The sequence below is a fragment of the Xenorhabdus thuongxuanensis genome, assembly GCF_001908095.1.
GTDB lineage: Bacteria > Pseudomonadota > Gammaproteobacteria > Enterobacterales > Enterobacteriaceae > Xenorhabdus > Xenorhabdus thuongxuanensis.
Genome location: NZ_MKGR01000008.1, coordinates 20872 through 37525 on the forward strand (window position 1 = coordinate 20872; position 16654 = coordinate 37525).

The following is a 16654-nucleotide window of genomic DNA, read 5'->3' on the forward strand; positions in this document are numbered from 1 at the left end:
TGATTCAGGCGGGGGAGGCTTCGGCCTCGCCGGTTGGACACCACCGGTACTGCGAACCCTGTCTGAATCGCCACCATCAATATTAATTAATGGAAGGGGTAGCAGGAATGAATAACAACATTAGAACTGACTGGCATCAGGCCGATATCATCGCCGCATTACGTAAACGCGGTACAACCTTAGCGGCTGTTTCTCGTGAAGCGGGACTCAGTTCATCTACACTGGCAAATGCATTCAGTAGGCCTTGGCCGAAAGGTGAATGGATTATCGCAAATTACCTTGGCATCCATCCCTCAGAGATCTGGCCGAGCCGGTATTTTGATAGTTATGGTCGATTAATTGAGCGTAAGGCCCGCAATACAACACAGGAATAACCCGCTTCAATTTATGATCTATTTCTTGAAGATGATAAATTTTTATATGGAGTTTTGAGCGTGAAATGGCGACTTAATTCGTATTAGTGTGATTACCGAGAGACTTTGTCGTTTCAGTATACCAGCTCCCAGCTAAATGACTCATCTAAGATCATCACAATGAGATTACAAGTGATGATCTTGCTACTAAATTAATACTATTCATTACTAAAGAGAAGAATTTTTCTAAAATTTTCTTCTATTCTATTTTCAACAAATTTAGGATCACAATTCCATAACTTAGCAATGCCAATAATCGCCTTGTCCACGTTCCAAGGTAATAGATGTTTCCCATAAAAAGTTGCAAAAGGTCCATCTGTTTCAGTTAATATTCTATCATTTGGAATTAGTTCAATTATATGCCTCCCTTTTCTTGAACTCAGCATTGCTGGCCCAACTGAAAACCAAGCACCTATATCAATAGCTTGCTTAAGTTCTTCTTTTGTTCCTGTAAACCAATGAAATATCGGAACCCCATCAATACATTTCAATTCATCTACAACTTTTTCAGCACTTCCCCTTGAATGTATTGACATAATTCGCCCCCCCTGCCTATGTACTTTTTTTAGTATGTGCCTAAATACTTTTAACTGGATGTCTGCATGCTTTTTATAATCACTACTTCCATCAAGACCAATTTCACCAACATATTTTACTTGAGGCAGCAACATATCAAAAATTCCTAACTCATCATGTCGTAAATGAGCCAGTTCAGGGTGGAGACCTAATGCAGTTTTAATTCTTTTACAACCAGCAACAAGTCTATTACTACCAATATAAGCTTTCGGTGTTGTTGTGATAGAAAGGACATAAAGTCCTTTCTTATTGCATTCACTAATAATGCTTTTTGGATCATTGTATAAATCCAAATGACAATGCATATCAAGTTTCAAATTATTCCTTCCTTTTTCAAGAAAGCTTCGACTTCTTTCAACCCATCAGAAAATACTTTTTCATACTTAGCAATATCATTACTCTTTAATTTACCTGATTTTAAAACCCATGTTTTCAAGTTTTTCTTTTTAGCATTTTCTATAGCCATCAAAACTGAAATAACATCATCACGACCATCCTGTTTGTTTTTTACGAAATCTCGTAAAGTAAGATATGAACCATGATGGTATAGAATTGCTTCATTCATATTTCCTTTTAACAAAGAAGCTCGCCTTATCATACAAGGAACACAATAGCCACATTGTTTATGTTTTCTTTTCCAGTGGCTACACGAAACGGTGGAATCAACAATTTGAGATAATGTTGTTGAGTCTTTGCAATCACTAACCATTTGGCCTTTTGTTTGGAATTGATAAGGGTTTAGCAATTTCATATTAAAGCCAACATTATTGAAAATTTCTTGTATCATTTTTATAAAATATGGGTGTGTAGTTCTTGTACTCAATGAACCAATTCTACGATTTGTCAATGGTGCGTTCAAAGAGATAAAACCATTTTCAGGAATATATATTGGTATATCCACATGATGATTAGCCTTCATTACCGCATCTGCTCCTACCGCTGCAAATGCTAAGAAGTTCAGGCTACGCGTTCTCATAGTAATATCCCTAGGCATTCCTCTTCCGATAGGATTTGCGCTTGAACAAAATCTTGAGAATTTCCCTTTTTCTTGAATACCTCGCGCTATTTGATCTTGCTTTTTTTTATCCCCTTTATATGAATGACTTATTAACAATGGTTTCTTACCTGATTCTAAAAGATCAATCACGCCAATTGCACTATCTAACCCTCCAGAAAATAACGAAATGCAATCTAATCCTTTTAGATTTACTAATCTGCGCCCATTAACCGGTTCAAATGGCATAGGTGGCTTTTGTCCTCCGCTTTTAAAATCGAAATTCCAAACATCACCACTCAAAAACTGCAAGGACTTTTCTATCAATTCTTTGTTTTTCTCCCATATAACTGGATTGATAACACTAACTGATAGATTTATATTTCTAGTCCAACCATCAAAACAATCATCCCTCACTATAAAAGTATCTGCTGCCGTTACTGCAAGTGATATTGTTAAGAAATCCATAACCTCATCAGATATTTTTACTCCCAATCTTTTCATTGCGTCATAAACAGGTTTTCCTATTGTTGCTATATCATCTCTGGGTTTTATTCCATTTTTGGAAATGATACCATCACGAGAATAAATCTGAACCGAAACAGTATTTTCATTAGACGGCGGCAATCGACTATAATCATGGTCTATATAAATATTCATTCGTTATAACCTTTCCATTCATTCCAAACTTCAGTAATAACATTTTTTTGAATTTCTATAATATTTTCTTTTGAAAAAGATCTTATGTTTTTGCTCAATTTTGGCTCCATAAAATCATCAACGGCTGCACTTATTAATTCGTGTAAGTCATTTTCCGCCTTTTGCAGTTCTTTTACTGACTGAGCATTATTCCATGCTCTTCCCGCATCCATAGTAATTTGGATAAAAATACTATCTGCTAAATAGTAAATCATTGTTTCAATAAGTACGTCGTCTGTAATATCCAACGGATCGAATGTAGCCTTGCCATCCAAAGCTTCAACCAATGCATCGTTCATTGCTGTCTGTATTTTATCTGCATCTTCACTTCCCTCTGAAAGATAATTTGCTATTTTTGCTATAGCATTCTCGCACGAAAGTCCATTAAGACTATTAAGATCGATTATTGGATTGTTCTTTGAATCATTTACAACACCATTATTTAATAACTCAAATAATCCACCACCAGCACCAATAATATTACTAAGGCGTGCATTAGCCGATTCTGATCCTCCCGTTACTTGTCTTGAATAACGACTAAGGGCACCTTTTAGAGCAGCACCATCTCCATTTTTGGCGAACCTACCAAATAGTGTTCTAAACCCAACTAAATTTTTGTTCTCACCATTTTTGGTTTGATCTGCCCAAGGTGGAACAAGTGATTTACCATTTTTTGGTCCTCTACTTGACTGCGAAGTCCCCATTATATCTCCTTATTTATACCATGTTTTATTTTTGATAAGTGCATTCATCCAATGTGGTTGATCATTGATGCCGCTTATAAATCTTTTAAGAATTTTTGCTGCTTCGATATTATTATCTGCCACCAAAACCGCTCCAGCAAAACCATCAGGTTGATTACTCCACTCAGTTATACTTCGAAGGTATTCGATTAATCCTTCCATAACAGGTATGAATTCATCCTTCGATATATCTTTTAGTGCCTTCATTGCTGCTTGAGAACTCTTTCTCTTTGTCGATATTAATACGCTCAATGCATCTCTTGCTTTTGGTGATAGACCGATAATATAATGTCCTGCTGGCATTGTTTCACGGGACAAATATACTGCAGCACGCAAATCTTTATCATTTAACTTTGGTTCGAGTTCTAACCACTTTAAAATAAAATCACTTGTAGTATCATCTTTTTTCCATGCAGCAGGAACTGTGTTAGGAAGCTCTTCTAAACTTTTACTTTCTAAATCACTAAATATTTTTTTAAAGTTTTTATTAGTGTCTATCATAGAATACAGTGCATTGGCTGCTTCTTCACCTGCACATCTTTCGAATATCACCAATTTTGTAATAACGTTTTCATCCAAGGATATCTTTCTTCTCTTCGCTATATTAGATCTCATTTTAACTATATTGAGTAGCCTTTTAACAATTCTAGGATTACCATGTATTATTGGTGATGTTGCAAATATAGGTGCAATTCTATCTACTTGATCATATACTCTGGCTAATTCTAGATTGCTCTCTCCTTTTAAAATTTTGAGTGCATCTTCCTTCTTCATTGGGTCCTCATGCCATGACTCTTGAAGTGATTTTTCCAAAGCAATTCTAAGATCTTCAATTAAATTATCATCTATCCCAGCGTTAACAGCATGAAGCAAAAAGAGGTACGATCTTATTTCCAGAAGTCCGGTTCTAGGAACCCTAATAGGAACTTGTATTAATTTATCTAAGTAATCTATATGATGTCTTGCAGATGTTCCTTTAAAATATTCTGATACAGAAGTTCGTATCATATCTTCATCAGCAGCTATGACGAAAGCTGTATTAGGTAGAAATAAAAATAGCCTGATAGCTTCCAGTGTTTGAATTGCATTATTGGGCAAGCAACGATCAAGGTTATCAATAAAGACAATAAGATTTTTATTTAAATCATTCAATATGCCACTATATTCTTCTCTGAATAAATTTATCTGCTGTGGTGGTGTAGATACTTCCTTATCCTTAATCAATCCACTTTTTATAATTTCACTTCCCGCATCAACTGCATTTTTATAACTATCTTCGTTGACACCGTTGCTAAATATATTTTTGATTGCACCAAAACCCCGTGATACCATCCCACCAGTCGAAATACCATTGGCTAAAGCAATCCCCTCTATAGTCAAACCTAATGCTCTGACTCTATCTACTCTATTAAATAAATTGAAAGTTCTTTCAACAATACTCTGATTCCCTTGAGCTGCTTCATTTAACTTTGTTGCAATCACTTCTAATAAAGCAGCTCTAGCATCATCATATCCTTGATAAATCCAAGCATCAAAATTAACTACTAAAACATTCTTTCCACCTTCCTCATTAATCTGTTTTTCAATTATTTTCAGCAATGAGGACTTCCCTGCCCCCCAGTTTCCAAAGATCCCAATAGATACTGGAAGCATATTTTTAGAATTTAATATATCTACTGCCAAACTTGAAACTTCACCAAAATTTAAATAATCAATACTCGATTCTACATCAGACCACATATTTTTCTCCATTTAGTTATAATTTATATTGCGTACTATTTGTTATGTTATTATTATCACAATAATTAATTAAAAAAATATAATCCCCATTTTAACTTTCACACATTAGTGATATCTTTCTTAATAAATCAGCACATTGTATAATTTGTGTGTATTAGTCGCAATCTGCTCTGGCACTAAACATTGAAAGGTTAAGAATTATCGACTTTGCTTTTGCTATATGGACATAGAATCAATGAAATCACTCTCATAGTTAATACTAAACAACTCCATTATCAAATAAAAATACGGTTTGCTAAATCAGGCTAAAGAATATTGGTAATGTCTTAAAAGACTGCCAAATTATGGGTGAGTCACGGAATACCTTTTATAATTATCAGAAATTGTTCACAGAGTCGAACTGGATACCCTAATGAATCAAAACCATCGTGTTCCAACCTAAATTTAATCAGAAAAATCATGACTCTTTATTTTTAGAAAAAACAACAAGTCAAACCATTAAATAAAATCAGTCAGATATGCGAATTCAGAAAGCAGAATTTTTTGGGGCATTAATAGGGGCATAAAAACAATTCGTAAAAATAAATACAATAAAATTAATAAATTATAATTTATCACTAGTCCCGCCCTGGCACCAAATAAAAGCTTACTGTAAAACAGTGAGTTAGGGTTAGAAAAGGCCACCTTTATGGTGGCTTTTTTGCTTTCTGAGATTGCATGAAAAATGCAAAGTGGCGACGGGATGGCGACACAAAATGGCGACATTCTTCAGATACCTGCCAATTTGCCCATTTTGAAAAGTGATTCAAATCACGGATTAAAATTAAAAATTCCTTACATGTCATCAAATATCATAACAGCTTGTCGGGCTGTTAGTTTCATATTTCTAGCATCCTTGCCCCCTCACAGTAATGGGGGTATTTTTTTAGGGGGTACAGAAAGTTACCCCTATATATACCCCCTGACTGGGGTACATTGCAATAGATGCCAGTAGACGTTGATAGAGTGTTATTTGGGGATTTTCGTTGATTTTATTGGGGAAAGTAGACTTTACGAGATGTTGCTAGAAGTGTATATGGCGGAGGAGGAGAGATTCGAACTCTCGGATGGTTTCCCATCGGCGGTTTTCAAGACCGCTGCCTTCAGCCGCTCGGCCACCCCTCCGCGATGTCGAGCACTATAAACATCACGGTTCCCAATGTAAAGCATTTATCTGTCCAACTGCCGTTAATTTATTCATGATACTATCTATTGGTCTATTTATTCGGCATCTTAGTGATCTTTCTTGGGGATAGTGGTGATTTTTGCTAAATTGCAACCATCGTTATTGGATGGTAAAAAGTTATGTTGGTATTTGAAGGTCGTGAGATCGAAACTGATGCACAAGGTTATCTAAAAAACTACCGAGATTGGCAAGAAGCTATGGCTCCTATCATTGCCGAGCTGGAAGCAATCACTCTAACCGAGCAGCACTGGGAAGTTATCCGTTTTGTACGTGAATTTTATGAAGAATTTAATACTTCACCCGCTATTCGTATGTTAGTCAAAGCTATCTCCCAAAAATATGGTGAGGAGAAAGGGAATAGCCGTTACCTCTATCGCCTGTTTCCCAAAGGACCTGCAAAACAAGCAACAAAAATTGCAGGCCTTCCCAAGCCAGTCAAATGTATTTGATTTATTCATCCGTCACTAATGACGGATGCTAAAATCACTCATCTCTTCTGCTTCACAAAATTGAGATTGAAAATGTTTTATTTTGGCACCCGAAGGCCCACCTTGCTCTAGCCAATGTATTAACATTTTGATTTGTGCATCATTGCCACAAGCGACGATCTTCACACTCCCATCATTCATATTACGTACATATCCCGCCAGCTTATTTTTCTTTGCCCAGCGGTAGGTGTGATAACGGAATCCAACTCCCTGTACCCTTCCGTAAACATAAATAGTCATGCTGCATTTAGTCATCGTTATATTCCTCCCAGATAAAATGGTAAGAACTTTAGAAACGTTAAACCCACTTTTGTTATTGTATTTTATATACGCAACAGCTAACCTGAAATTATGAGATGGCGGTCACATGCCATCTTAGTTTTAAAAATTATGTAAAATTCCGGCTACCGTTACCGGGTGTGCGCTTGAAATTTACCTTACCGCCCTTATATAAAAGTCATTGCAAGGTTTCTTTGGAGGTGACTATGATGATCGCCAGCAAATTCGGTATCGGCCAGCAAGTACGACATAGATTGCTGGGTTACTTGGGTGTTATTGTAGATATTGATGCTGAATATTCTTTAGAACAGCCGCAGGAAAATGATATCGCAACTAATGCTACCTTACGTTCAGCGCCGTGGTATCACGTTGTGATGGAAGATGACGATGGTCAACCTATCCATACTTATTTGGCAGAAGCCCAATTGACTTACGAAATATCAGATGAACATCCAGAGCAATCTTCTCTGGATGAGTTAGCCGAATCTATCCGCAATCAATTACAAGCTCCACGATTACGAAATTAAATACTTTTGTTACCGTTATCCAAATCATAATAATAAGGTGGTGAATAATGAACCAATTGCCACCTGCTTCACTTTTCCATCTCCAACCGCGGGATTTCAATTTTGGGGCAACGATCCATCACAACGTCTAACCCTTTATTTTCTGCTAATAATTTTGCTTCTTCATTGATAACGCCTTGTTGTAACCAAAGGACTTTAGCGCCAATGGCGATAGCTTCCCCCGCAATGCCATAAACAGCTTCTGCGTTGCGAAATACATCAACCATATCGACTGGTTGTTTAATATCAGATAATTGACTCACAACAGGCTGGTTCAATAAAGTCCGTCCCGCCAGTTTAGGGCTGACAGGAATCACTTTGTATCCCTGATTCAGTAAATATTTCATAACTTTATAACTTGGACGATCTGTTTTCTCACTCGCTCCGACTAACGCTATGGTTTTTACTTTTCCCAGAATCTCCGCTATATATTGATCACTCATTTTGTCCACCTATATCCCACAGCATTTTTCATTTGGTTTATCTGCTACAGTGTTTATGATAAATAATTTATTCATATAAAGGTATCTCTATGGAATCAACTGTTCGCACCTTACCTGAATCGAAAAAGATTGCTCTTGTCGCACACGATCATTGTAAAAATGCCCTGTTGGCCTGGGTTAATACCCATAATGCTTTGTTAGCAAAGCACACCTTATGTGCTACAGGAACAACGGGGCATTTAATTCAGCAAAAAACAGGATTGCCTGTGACGAGTATGTTAAGTGGACCAATGGGAGGTGACCAACAAATTGGTGCGCTGATTTCTGTAGGCAAAATCGATGTCTTAATCTTCTTTTGGGATCCCTTAAACGCGGTTCCCCACGATCCTGATGTTAAAGCTCTGCTACGTGTAGCAACGGTTTGGAATATTCCTGTTGCAACAAACTGTTCAACTGCCGATTTTCTTATCAACTCAGTACTTTTTTCTACAGAAGTTAATATTTGCGTGCCTGATTATCAGCACTATCTCAATGAGAGATTGAAATAACATCAACAGTCATCAGGGAAAAATTTATGGCTTACGCTGAATCGGTACTCCCAATCGCGCCAGTTGCTGAATGAAAACAGATGGATTTTTCAGCTCCTGCATTAACCAAACCTGCTTTTTTGCTCGCGTCAATGCAACATATAAAAGACGACGCTCTTCCGCATCAGGGAAATTTTCAGGTTGTGGCAATAAAACTTGTTCCATCACAGATTCCCTCTCTGGTGCCGGAAAACCATCTTTACCCTGCTGTAACCCCAATATGATGACATAATCTGCTTGGTGTCCTTTAGCCGCATGAATTGTCATAAATTCAATCTTCAAATTTGGCCAGCGAGTCGGCGCTTTTTTCAATAATTCTGGTTTGAGATAGTGATAGCGTGCCAATAATAAGATGGTTTCCTGCTTAGTAACATAACCACTCATTTTATTAAGCAATGCCTCTAGTTGCTCTTCCGGTAAAATCACAACCGATTTTTTATTGCCTTTTGTCAGGCTAGTGAGAGGCTTCTTTAATTGATAAGGATTTTGTTGCACAAATTGATTGGCAATCTCCCCAATACGGCCATTAAAGCGATACGCCATATCCAATACACATTCAGCCCCTTTACCAAAATAAGTTGAAAATGCAGTCGTTAACGATAATTCAGCACCATTAAAGCGATAGATTGCCTGCCAATCATCTCCCACAGCAAATAGATGACTTTGTTTATTTTGTGCCTTCAATACCGTCAATAATTTGATCCCCAAAGGTGAAATATCTTGAAACTCGTCCACCAGAATATGTTTCCACGGGCTGATAAATCGACCTTTCTGTAAAATATTCACCGCCTGATGGATCAAACCAGAAAAGTCGACTGCCCCTTCAGATTTCAATGCCAATTTCCAGGCTTTCAGCAAAGGTGACATAAGCCGTAGACGTTTCTGAAATACATCAATATAAGCAGCAGATGCCTGTTCAATCATCTCTTTTTGACTGCAATCATGCATACGCATTAATTCCAGCCAATGTTCTAAACGAACCGATAAACGGGTCGTCAAGAACGTATCATGCCAATATTCACCTTCCGGCAATTGCCAATCCAATTCTGCATTCAACCATTCTCGCCAACCTTTAGCTTGTGCTTTTTTTTCTCCGCACTGTTTTTGCCATTCTTGGATAAGAAAATCACGGCGTTTTTGAGCATCAATTTCCAGCTCGCTAATTTTTGGTGACTTATTGCTGCCTTGCTGAATAATATGCAATGCTAGGGTATGAAATGTTTTTGCTTTTATTTCCTGGGTTCCCAAACGAGCCTGAATACGTTCATTCATTTCATCAGCAGCCTGGCAATTGAAAGCCAACAACAAAATTTGCTCAGGGAGTGCTTGTTGACGTAACAATAACCATCCTGCACGCGCAACTAAAACAGAGGTTTTTCCACTGCCCGCCCCCGCTAATACCAGAATATTTTGTTCACCATTAATCACTGCCTGACACTGAGAACGATCAAGTGGCGACGTTTCTTTTGTCTGGAAAAATTGTTCATATTGCACCAGCATGTGATCAACCCATTGTCGATTCAGCGTTTGGGTTATCTTTTCACCTTCCTCTAACCAATCCAGACAAATCTTATAATTGTCGTGACAATTTTCAAATTGTACGACTCGTTGTAATGGCAAGGGTAAAGCCTGAAATGTTTCTTGGATTTGTTGCTGTACGGAAGCCAAATCAGCAGTTTTCAGCCAACGATTCTGTTGTTTGATTTTAATTATTTCATTTATTTGAGCTGCCAGAACATCAGCACTGACATCGCTCATGTCGACGCTCCATTTTTGCCATTCTTTTAATAGATAATGGTAAAAACGTTGTGTTTGCTGCCATTCAGTGCCATGCAGGCGAACCACTTTTCCATCTGGCAGTTCAAATTCCAGTTCCCCCCAAACAATCCCTCGCTTACACTGAATACCAATTAATTGATTAAATGGAATAAGGTATTGGTGCTTATCACCGCTAATTTCAATGCCAGCATTAAGTAGACGTACCCGATTATAAGGGTGCTGAGCAAGGTGTTGGCCGATTTGCGTTGATTTTAGTTCCATTGTTGTGGCACCGTACCTGAAAATTGTTGAACTACTTCATCATGTAAATGTTGTTAGGAGTATTTTGTGCTAATGGTTTTATCCAGCTCCCATCATTTTCTGTATAACAGTTACACCCTCTATTATATCCGTATAATTTAACTTTTTATTTTTTAATTTATTTCAATTTGAGCCATCTGCAAATTGGTAAGTGAAAATCTGGTCAAACCAGATTTTGGGTCATGTATTCGAGGCGTTGTTATTAAGATATAATATTTCTTTTTTTATGAGAGAAATTAAATGGCAGCGGTGGAAGTTCAGTGTCGCTTTTGTCATAAGACAAAAGAGGTAAAGAAGCAGGGTACGGGTAAAGGCGGTCATCAACGTTACCGTTGGTTATGGTATACATGGGAACCCCGCTTGAAACGTATCATCGCGCATACTTTCGGAAAATGAAGTAAGAAAACGCTCAAGAAGCTATTGAAAAAACTATCCTGATTCAACGTGGCTTTCTGGTGTACAGACAATTTCAAAGAATCCCCTGAAATACATGACAAAATTATCGGCACTTTCATTGAAAGAAAATATTATGTTTAAGGCCAATCAATACCTTGAATACACTATCTGTTAATAACTCATGTATCACACTGTTGAAAAAAGCCAGCTAATAAAATCAATATTAGAAAACCATATAATCAGCTTGATAAAAGCGGGAAATACAGTAATACTTGATTTTCCTGCTAATATACGCAGGCAACGCGGGTGGTTAAATAGAGTGGTGGATTTAGTTATCCATCTGAAGATGAACAACTATCTATAAAGCACTACCCGTAATTTAAGACTCTTCGCATCTCAGTATGAGATTCTTACGATACGAACTCACTACAGGATAACCCATATGAGTCCCCTTAATAAACACAAAACAGATAGATAAGCCGTAGCAACCACAGTTTTTTCGGTTGTTGCGGCGTTCTCAAGAAGCACTTAATTCTATGAGCACGCCGCCAAATCCTTAACTTTAGGAGATGGATTCGTGCAATCAAAAGAGTTTTTCTGGCAATATTCATTTACCGCCACAATATTGCTGTTATCCCCATTCAATTTACTGGCATCACTGGCTATGGATATGTATCTGCCCGTAATGCCTTTCATCGCTGATGCACTTGGTGCCGGAGCAGGAGCAATCCAACTAACGCTGACTGCATATATGATCCTATTAGGAGTCGGCCAGCTTCTATTTGGCCCGCTATCAGATCGGTTTGGCCGTCGCCCTGTTTTGCTTAGCGGTGGAATTGCTTACACGGTTGCTTCATTCGGCCTTGCTATAACTTCATCACCAGAAGTTTTTTTGGGCTTCCGCATTATTCAAGCTTGTGGGGCTTCAGCATGTCTCGTAGCCATGTTCGCGGCGGTACGCGATATCTATTCGGGCCGTAGAGAAATTAATGTGATCTATGGCTTGCTTGGCTCTATGCTTGCCATGGTTCCGGCTGTAGCTCCTTTGCTCGGAACGCTGGTTGACATTTGGCTGGGGTGGCGCGCAATCTTTGGTTTATTAGGATGTGCTATGGCAGTGACGGTGATTGCGGTTGGGAAACTCGTTCCAGAAACTCGGCGGCAACGGACGGCAGGCTTACAGTGGTCGCAATTACTTCTTCCTGTAAAACGCCTGCATTTTTGGCTGTACACACTTTGCTACAGTGCAGGGCTGGGGAGCTTCTTCGTCTTCTTTTCAACTGCCCCTTGGGTAATGATGAGCCGACAAGGATTATCACAAACAACTTTCAGCTTGCTATTTGCAACTGTGGCTATCGCAATGATGGTGACTGCGCGAAGTGTGGGAAGTTTGATTACCCGATGGGGGATCCTAAGTACATTACGGGTGGGGATGTTCTGTCTGGTGGCAGGAGCGTTTTTGCTGTCTGTTGGAGAATTGTTCATACCTGAGTCGGTATTTGGCTTTATCGTCCCAATGTGGTTTGTCGGTGTTGGGATCTCTATGGCGATTTCAGTAGCACCTAATGGCGCACTACAAGGTTTTGAGCATATGGCCGGAACTGCAACAGCATTCTACTCCTGTCTGGGAGGGTTATTGTTGGGAATAGGAGGAACGCTCACCATTACACTTTTATCCAATGCCACTACCTGGCCGATTATTACTTACTGCCTGGTTCTGGCAACAGGAGTACTTTGTCTGTCTTGCTTTATTAACAATGGAGGGCAAAAACAAACAGATCAAAGTTATTAAGTGAATGGTTTACGAATACTGTGATACGGATTATTTCATTTTGAGGATTTGTACTGTGTTGTCCGGTAAAATACGATGAATCTAATTTTATTATTACAGTCCACGAAAGACTGCATTGTATTTATTATTTAAGCCTCGCGTTTGCGAGGCTTTTTTGCTTTTCTCAGTTAATTTATTGATTTTATTAAATCGATATTCCAGAGAATGACATAAATCCAAGTGACATAAGGCCGACAGTGATAAAAGTAATACCTAACCCTTTCAATCCCTTGGGTATATTTGAATATTTCATTTTTTCTCGTAGTCCGGCCAGAGCAATAATCGCTAGCATCCAGCCAATGCCACAACCTGCTCCATAAGTAATAGATTCAGCAAAGTTATAGTTTCGCTCAACCATAAATATGGTGGCGCCAAAAATTGCACAGTGTATAGTGAGTAATGGCAAGAAAATTCCTAGTGAGTGATAAAGGGAGGGGATAAACTTATCTAAAAACATCTCCAAAATTTGGACAAGAGCAGATAAAACACCGATAAAGGTTATAAAACTAAGAAATGATAAATCTATTCCTTCAATGATAGTATTCTCTTTGAGTATGTAATTATAAATTAAGTTATTGATTGGAGTGGCTAATATAAGCAATACTGTGACTGTTATGCCTAGTTTGAATGCGGTTTTAACCTCTTTAGAAACAGCTAAAAAAGTACACATTCCAAGGAAGAAACTTAGGGCCATATTCTCAATAAAAGCTGCTTTAATGAGTATGTTTAAGTGATTTTCAATCATAATTTCCTCCTTTGTATGATAAGCTTTCTATAGTCTAAATAAAACAGTGAATTACTTAAAGCTATCTTTTAAAAAAATGGGAGGTAGATTTATGAGTATGAACTTGGAAGAGAGAGTTTTATTAGCGCTTGATGAGCATTATCCTGATTTACGTTATAAAATTGATCACTATGATGTTGAAGTGACTCAAGCAAATTGCAGCATAAGAATGTGGATTAAAGGCGAAGTTTTACCAAGATATGTCATATTTGATAGGGATATTGATACTGACAATTTATACCTGACGCATGGAATCAGTAATGAGATCTAACAAAAATATTGGTACTTGTTTTTACAACTAGTAGTAAACTCTGGTTTTACCACTCGATCGGGGTTGAATAACACTATATAGTTTATTAAATCAATATATTAAGTTGATTTAACAACCAAAAAATAGATAGCACCCCGATCATTACAGATAATGCTGTTTTCATAATTGATAGTGTCATTTGATAACGAGTAAATCTATGTTCCTCATTCTCAGACAACCTAAATAGGCTCCTTGCTATGTGACAGGCTAATAAAAATAGATTTAAAAAAAACAGTAGATTAAGGCAATTCTCCAACCCTGGCTTCCACAACTACCCCAACAATATGTACTTGATTATTAAGTGGAATCATATTGTATTGGGGATTCAATGGCTTTAAAAACATATCATATCCTTCCGTAATCAGTTGCTTGAAAGTCAGTTCCTTCTCTCCATTGAGTTTTGCTACGACTAAATTGTTGGGAGTTGGTTTAACTTCTGGGTCCACTAAAATGATCATGCCTTGCGGTATGCTTAGTCCATTCGGAGATACCATTGAATCACCTTTTACTTCCAGCCAAAAAGCACGTTGTGAACATTCAACACAGGTTTTATATGCCCTTGCAGTGCGGTTTGTTTGGTATTTTTGTGTAGGCTCTTCGCACCAATTACTTGCATTTACCCAATCGAGTAGTGGGTGTTGCTTATGTAGGAGCATATGACTGGCAAATTCAGCATTATCACCATAGAGAACAGAGACAAGTTTCCTTGCCTGTTTATCCAGTGATGGGCTGAAATCTGCAATTTGGACTTCCAATTTTTGAGCAAAATAGACCGCTATCTCCAAGTTAAGGGCGTTTATCCCATTGAGATAGTGTGAAATTGCACTTTGTGTCTTGCCGATTTCTTCTGCAAGCGTTTCCTGAGAGATACCGAGCTGCTTTTTCTTGGACTCAAATAGCTCTTTTAAACGTACTGAATCTGCAAGTTGTTCTGCTGAGAGTTTCTTTTTCATGGGCTCATTTTAATACCAATGCTATTAAAATGATAAATACCAAAAGTATTGAAATATTTAGTACTTTAGATATTATTTTCAGAGGAAAGGAGGAAACGTATGGAAAAAATCCCATTATCAGAATATGTAAAGTTGAATGGACAAGTTAAAGCAGCACGTTTAGTGGGCGTTCATCAAACAGCGATCAGTAAGGCATTGCGTTCAGGGCGGAAAATATTTTTGATTCGTCAGGAAGATGGAACCTACAAAGCTGAAGAATGCCGCCCGTTCCCTAGCCAAAAGCAAGGTGTATTGTGAATAGTAAAGATATCAGAAGTACGATTAATTCATTTCTATTATAGGTTGACCTTAATTATCTCACTGATTTTATTAAAGTGTTTTTTGTGTATATTGCCAGAGGAGAAAACGTGAACTCTAACATTGGTTATTACTTCAGAGCGATAGGGAGCATTCTTGACATTATGCCCGTAAATGATTACCGCAATGCTTTAGATGCTGATTCGTCAAATGGATATTTATTTGAAAATAAAGAGATATCTCATTGCTTTGATTCATTTCCATCCCCTGAAGTCTTGAAGAGTTATGAATCAATTTTACCGGGTTACAGTGAAAGAGTATTTACTCTCAGAGAAAAAGAGCAGGTTTTTCAACATGAAAAGCAAAATAAGGCGTTGGATGGATTGATAAACAGGGATAGACGGGGGCAATGGATGGGCTTTTTCATTACTATATTTATCTTAATCATTGCGACGATTTTTGCTTTTAGAGGAGAAATGTTATTTGCAGGTACTTTAATCACCATTGATTTGGTGGGGTTGGTTTCTGTATTTGCCATTGGTCGTAAATTAAATATTAAATAATGCCATAATAATGTGAGGGTTTATGCAAAAAAATATGTGAATACTCTTATTTACTATCTTTTACATGAGTGACTTTCAATTTTTTTATTATTAATATGCTATATTAATTAAACTGATGTGATATCCATCGACAAACATAATAGAATTTGTATTAACCAAATCTTGTTTAAGCCAGTGGTATCCAGCTCCGTTTACTGTTGATGACATAAAATATACTAGTACAGAACATTATATGATAGCAGGGAAAGCTCGTTTGTTTAATGATCACAAGGTGCTGAAAAAAATTATTAATGCTAAAAATCCAGGTGCAGCAAAAGCATATGGGCATGAAATATGCGAGTTTAACTAGTCGGTTTGGGATGAACATCAATTAAATATAGTGATTGAAGGAAACTTAGCGAAGTTTTCTCAAAACAAGTCGTTAGCAGAGTTTTTATTGAATACAGGGAATAAAATATTAGTTGAGGCTAGTCCTGTTGACCGTATTTGGGGGATCGGATTATCAGAAGACACCCTTAACATTAATAACCCTTTGATGTGGATGGTCTTAACTTACTAGGATTTGCATTAATGGTTGTGCGCGATAATTTAAAATATAGAGTCTAATCTGATAGGCTCTATATTTTTTATTGTTTTACTTAGGTGATTTCTATTGTAATAATAATGTTATATATGTCTTAGAAATTTA

General features: G+C 37.5%; 17 protein-coding genes, 1 tRNA gene and 3 pseudogenes. 11 read left to right on the forward strand and 10 right to left on the reverse strand.

All coding sequences use genetic code 11. The features are described from left to right. Nucleotides 1-107 precede the first annotated feature (107 nt). Nucleotides 108-374, forward strand: coding sequence for a helix-turn-helix domain-containing protein (locus tag Xentx_RS07205; RefSeq protein ID WP_074019588.1), 267 nt, complete (start codon nucleotides 108-110; stop codon nucleotides 372-374). Between the two features lie 197 nt (nucleotides 375-571). On the opposite strand, the gene qatD is transcribed toward Xentx_RS07205, so the two are convergent. The 5 genes from qatD to Xentx_RS07235 all read right to left on the reverse strand — a co-directional run bounded on the left by qatD (nucleotide 572) and on the right by Xentx_RS07235 (nucleotide 6329). After that, a complete protein-coding gene (qatD, locus tag Xentx_RS07210; protein ID WP_139292445.1) occupies nucleotides 572-1306 on the reverse strand; it encodes a Qat anti-phage system TatD family nuclease QatD in 735 nt (244 codons plus the stop codon). Further along, on the reverse strand, nucleotides 1303-2643 hold the full coding sequence (gene qatC / locus Xentx_RS07215; protein ID WP_074019589.1) for a Qat anti-phage system QueC-like protein QatC: 1341 nt from the start codon (nucleotides 2641-2643) through the stop codon (nucleotides 1303-1305). Before qatC ends, qatD begins: the two co-directional genes overlap by 4 nt. Then, nucleotides 2640-3386: a hypothetical protein gene (locus Xentx_RS07220; RefSeq protein ID WP_074019590.1), complete on the reverse strand. Its 747-nt coding sequence runs from the start codon at nucleotides 3384-3386 to the stop codon at nucleotides 2640-2642. The genes qatC and Xentx_RS07220 overlap by 4 nt, the downstream gene beginning before the upstream one ends. A gap of 9 nt (nucleotides 3387-3395) precedes the next feature. After that, nucleotides 3396-5165: a KAP family P-loop NTPase fold protein gene (locus tag Xentx_RS07225; protein ID WP_074019591.1), complete on the reverse strand. Its 1770-nt coding sequence runs from the start codon at nucleotides 5163-5165 to the stop codon at nucleotides 3396-3398. 1076 nt (nucleotides 5166-6241) lie between these two features. After that, nucleotides 6242-6329: transfer RNA gene (locus Xentx_RS07235), tRNA-Ser, on the reverse strand. Nucleotides 6330-6509: 180 nt separating this feature from the next. Between Xentx_RS07235 and tusE the strand changes: the two genes are divergently transcribed. Continuing rightward, on the forward strand, nucleotides 6510-6839 hold the full coding sequence (tusE, locus tag Xentx_RS07240; protein WP_074019593.1) for a sulfurtransferase TusE: 330 nt from the start codon (nucleotides 6510-6512) through the stop codon (nucleotides 6837-6839). A gap of 15 nt (nucleotides 6840-6854) precedes the next feature. Here the strand turns inward: tusE and yccX are convergent, their stop codons facing one another. After that, entirely contained in the window at nucleotides 6855-7133 is a 279-nt protein-coding gene (yccX, locus tag Xentx_RS07245) for an acylphosphatase (protein WP_074019594.1), read from the reverse strand. A 230-nt stretch (nucleotides 7134-7363) separates the two neighbouring features. Between yccX and hspQ the strand changes: the two genes are divergently transcribed. Next, nucleotides 7364-7684 carry a heat shock protein HspQ gene (gene hspQ, locus Xentx_RS07250; protein ID WP_208607556.1) on the forward strand — a complete coding sequence of 107 codons (321 nt, stop codon included), beginning with the start codon at nucleotides 7364-7366 and terminating at the stop codon, nucleotides 7682-7684. A gap of 68 nt (nucleotides 7685-7752) precedes the next feature. Here hspQ and Xentx_RS07255 read toward each other — a convergent pair whose 3' ends face one another. Next, nucleotides 7753-8166, reverse strand: coding sequence for a CoA-binding protein (locus Xentx_RS07255; protein ID WP_074019595.1), 414 nt, complete (start codon nucleotides 8164-8166; stop codon nucleotides 7753-7755). Between the two features lie 89 nt (nucleotides 8167-8255). On the opposite strand from Xentx_RS07255, the gene Xentx_RS07260 reads away from it, so the two are divergent. Further along, entirely contained in the window at nucleotides 8256-8714 is a 459-nt protein-coding gene (locus tag Xentx_RS07260; protein WP_074019596.1) for a methylglyoxal synthase, read from the forward strand. Between the two features lie 24 nt (nucleotides 8715-8738). On the opposite strand, the gene helD is transcribed toward Xentx_RS07260, so the two are convergent. Further along, nucleotides 8739-10793 carry a DNA helicase IV gene (helD, locus tag Xentx_RS07265; protein ID WP_074019597.1) on the reverse strand — a complete coding sequence of 685 codons (2055 nt, stop codon included), beginning with the start codon at nucleotides 10791-10793 and terminating at the stop codon, nucleotides 8739-8741. Between the two features lie 279 nt (nucleotides 10794-11072). On the opposite strand from helD, the pseudogene Xentx_RS20080 reads away from it, so the two are divergent. The 3 genes and pseudogenes from Xentx_RS20080 to cml all read left to right on the forward strand — a co-directional run. Next, a pseudogene (locus Xentx_RS20080) lies at nucleotides 11073-11153 on the forward strand (IS1 family transposase); the annotation flags it as partial. Between the two features lie 6 nt (nucleotides 11154-11159). Then, nucleotides 11160-11267 (forward strand): annotated as a pseudogene (locus Xentx_RS20085) (IS1 family transposase); the annotation flags it as partial. 538 nt (nucleotides 11268-11805) lie between these two features. Beyond that, nucleotides 11806-13020, forward strand: a complete 1215-nt coding sequence (gene cml, locus Xentx_RS07275; RefSeq protein ID WP_074019598.1) for a CmlA/FloR family chloramphenicol efflux MFS transporter — start codon at nucleotides 11806-11808, stop codon at nucleotides 13018-13020. Nucleotides 13021-13204: 184 nt separating this feature from the next. Here the strand turns inward: cml and nqrE are convergent, their stop codons facing one another. Continuing rightward, nucleotides 13205-13804 (reverse strand): NADH:ubiquinone reductase (Na(+)-transporting) subunit E, encoded by a 600-nt coding sequence (nqrE, locus tag Xentx_RS07280; RefSeq protein ID WP_139292446.1) that lies wholly within the window; start codon nucleotides 13802-13804, stop codon nucleotides 13205-13207. A gap of 91 nt (nucleotides 13805-13895) precedes the next feature. Between nqrE and Xentx_RS07285 the strand changes: the two genes are divergently transcribed. Further along, a complete protein-coding gene (locus Xentx_RS07285; protein ID WP_074019599.1) occupies nucleotides 13896-14114 on the forward strand; it encodes a hypothetical protein in 219 nt (72 codons plus the stop codon). Between the two features lie 278 nt (nucleotides 14115-14392). On the opposite strand, the gene Xentx_RS07290 is transcribed toward Xentx_RS07285, so the two are convergent. After that, nucleotides 14393-15106 carry a LexA family protein gene (locus Xentx_RS07290; RefSeq protein WP_074019600.1) on the reverse strand — a complete coding sequence of 238 codons (714 nt, stop codon included), beginning with the start codon at nucleotides 15104-15106 and terminating at the stop codon, nucleotides 14393-14395. A gap of 99 nt (nucleotides 15107-15205) precedes the next feature. On the opposite strand from Xentx_RS07290, the gene Xentx_RS07295 reads away from it, so the two are divergent. The 3 genes and pseudogenes from Xentx_RS07295 to Xentx_RS19350 all read left to right on the forward strand — a co-directional run bounded on the left by Xentx_RS07295 (nucleotide 15206) and on the right by Xentx_RS19350 (nucleotide 16525). Next, nucleotides 15206-15403: a Cro/CI family transcriptional regulator gene (locus Xentx_RS07295; protein WP_047771141.1), complete on the forward strand. Its 198-nt coding sequence runs from the start codon at nucleotides 15206-15208 to the stop codon at nucleotides 15401-15403. A gap of 110 nt (nucleotides 15404-15513) precedes the next feature. Further along, nucleotides 15514-15966, forward strand: coding sequence for a DUF2335 domain-containing protein (locus Xentx_RS07300; RefSeq protein WP_074019601.1), 453 nt, complete (start codon nucleotides 15514-15516; stop codon nucleotides 15964-15966). Nucleotides 15967-16171: 205 nt separating this feature from the next. Next, nucleotides 16172-16525, forward strand: a pseudogene (locus tag Xentx_RS19350) (NADAR family protein). Nucleotides 16526-16654: the final 129 nt, after the last annotated feature.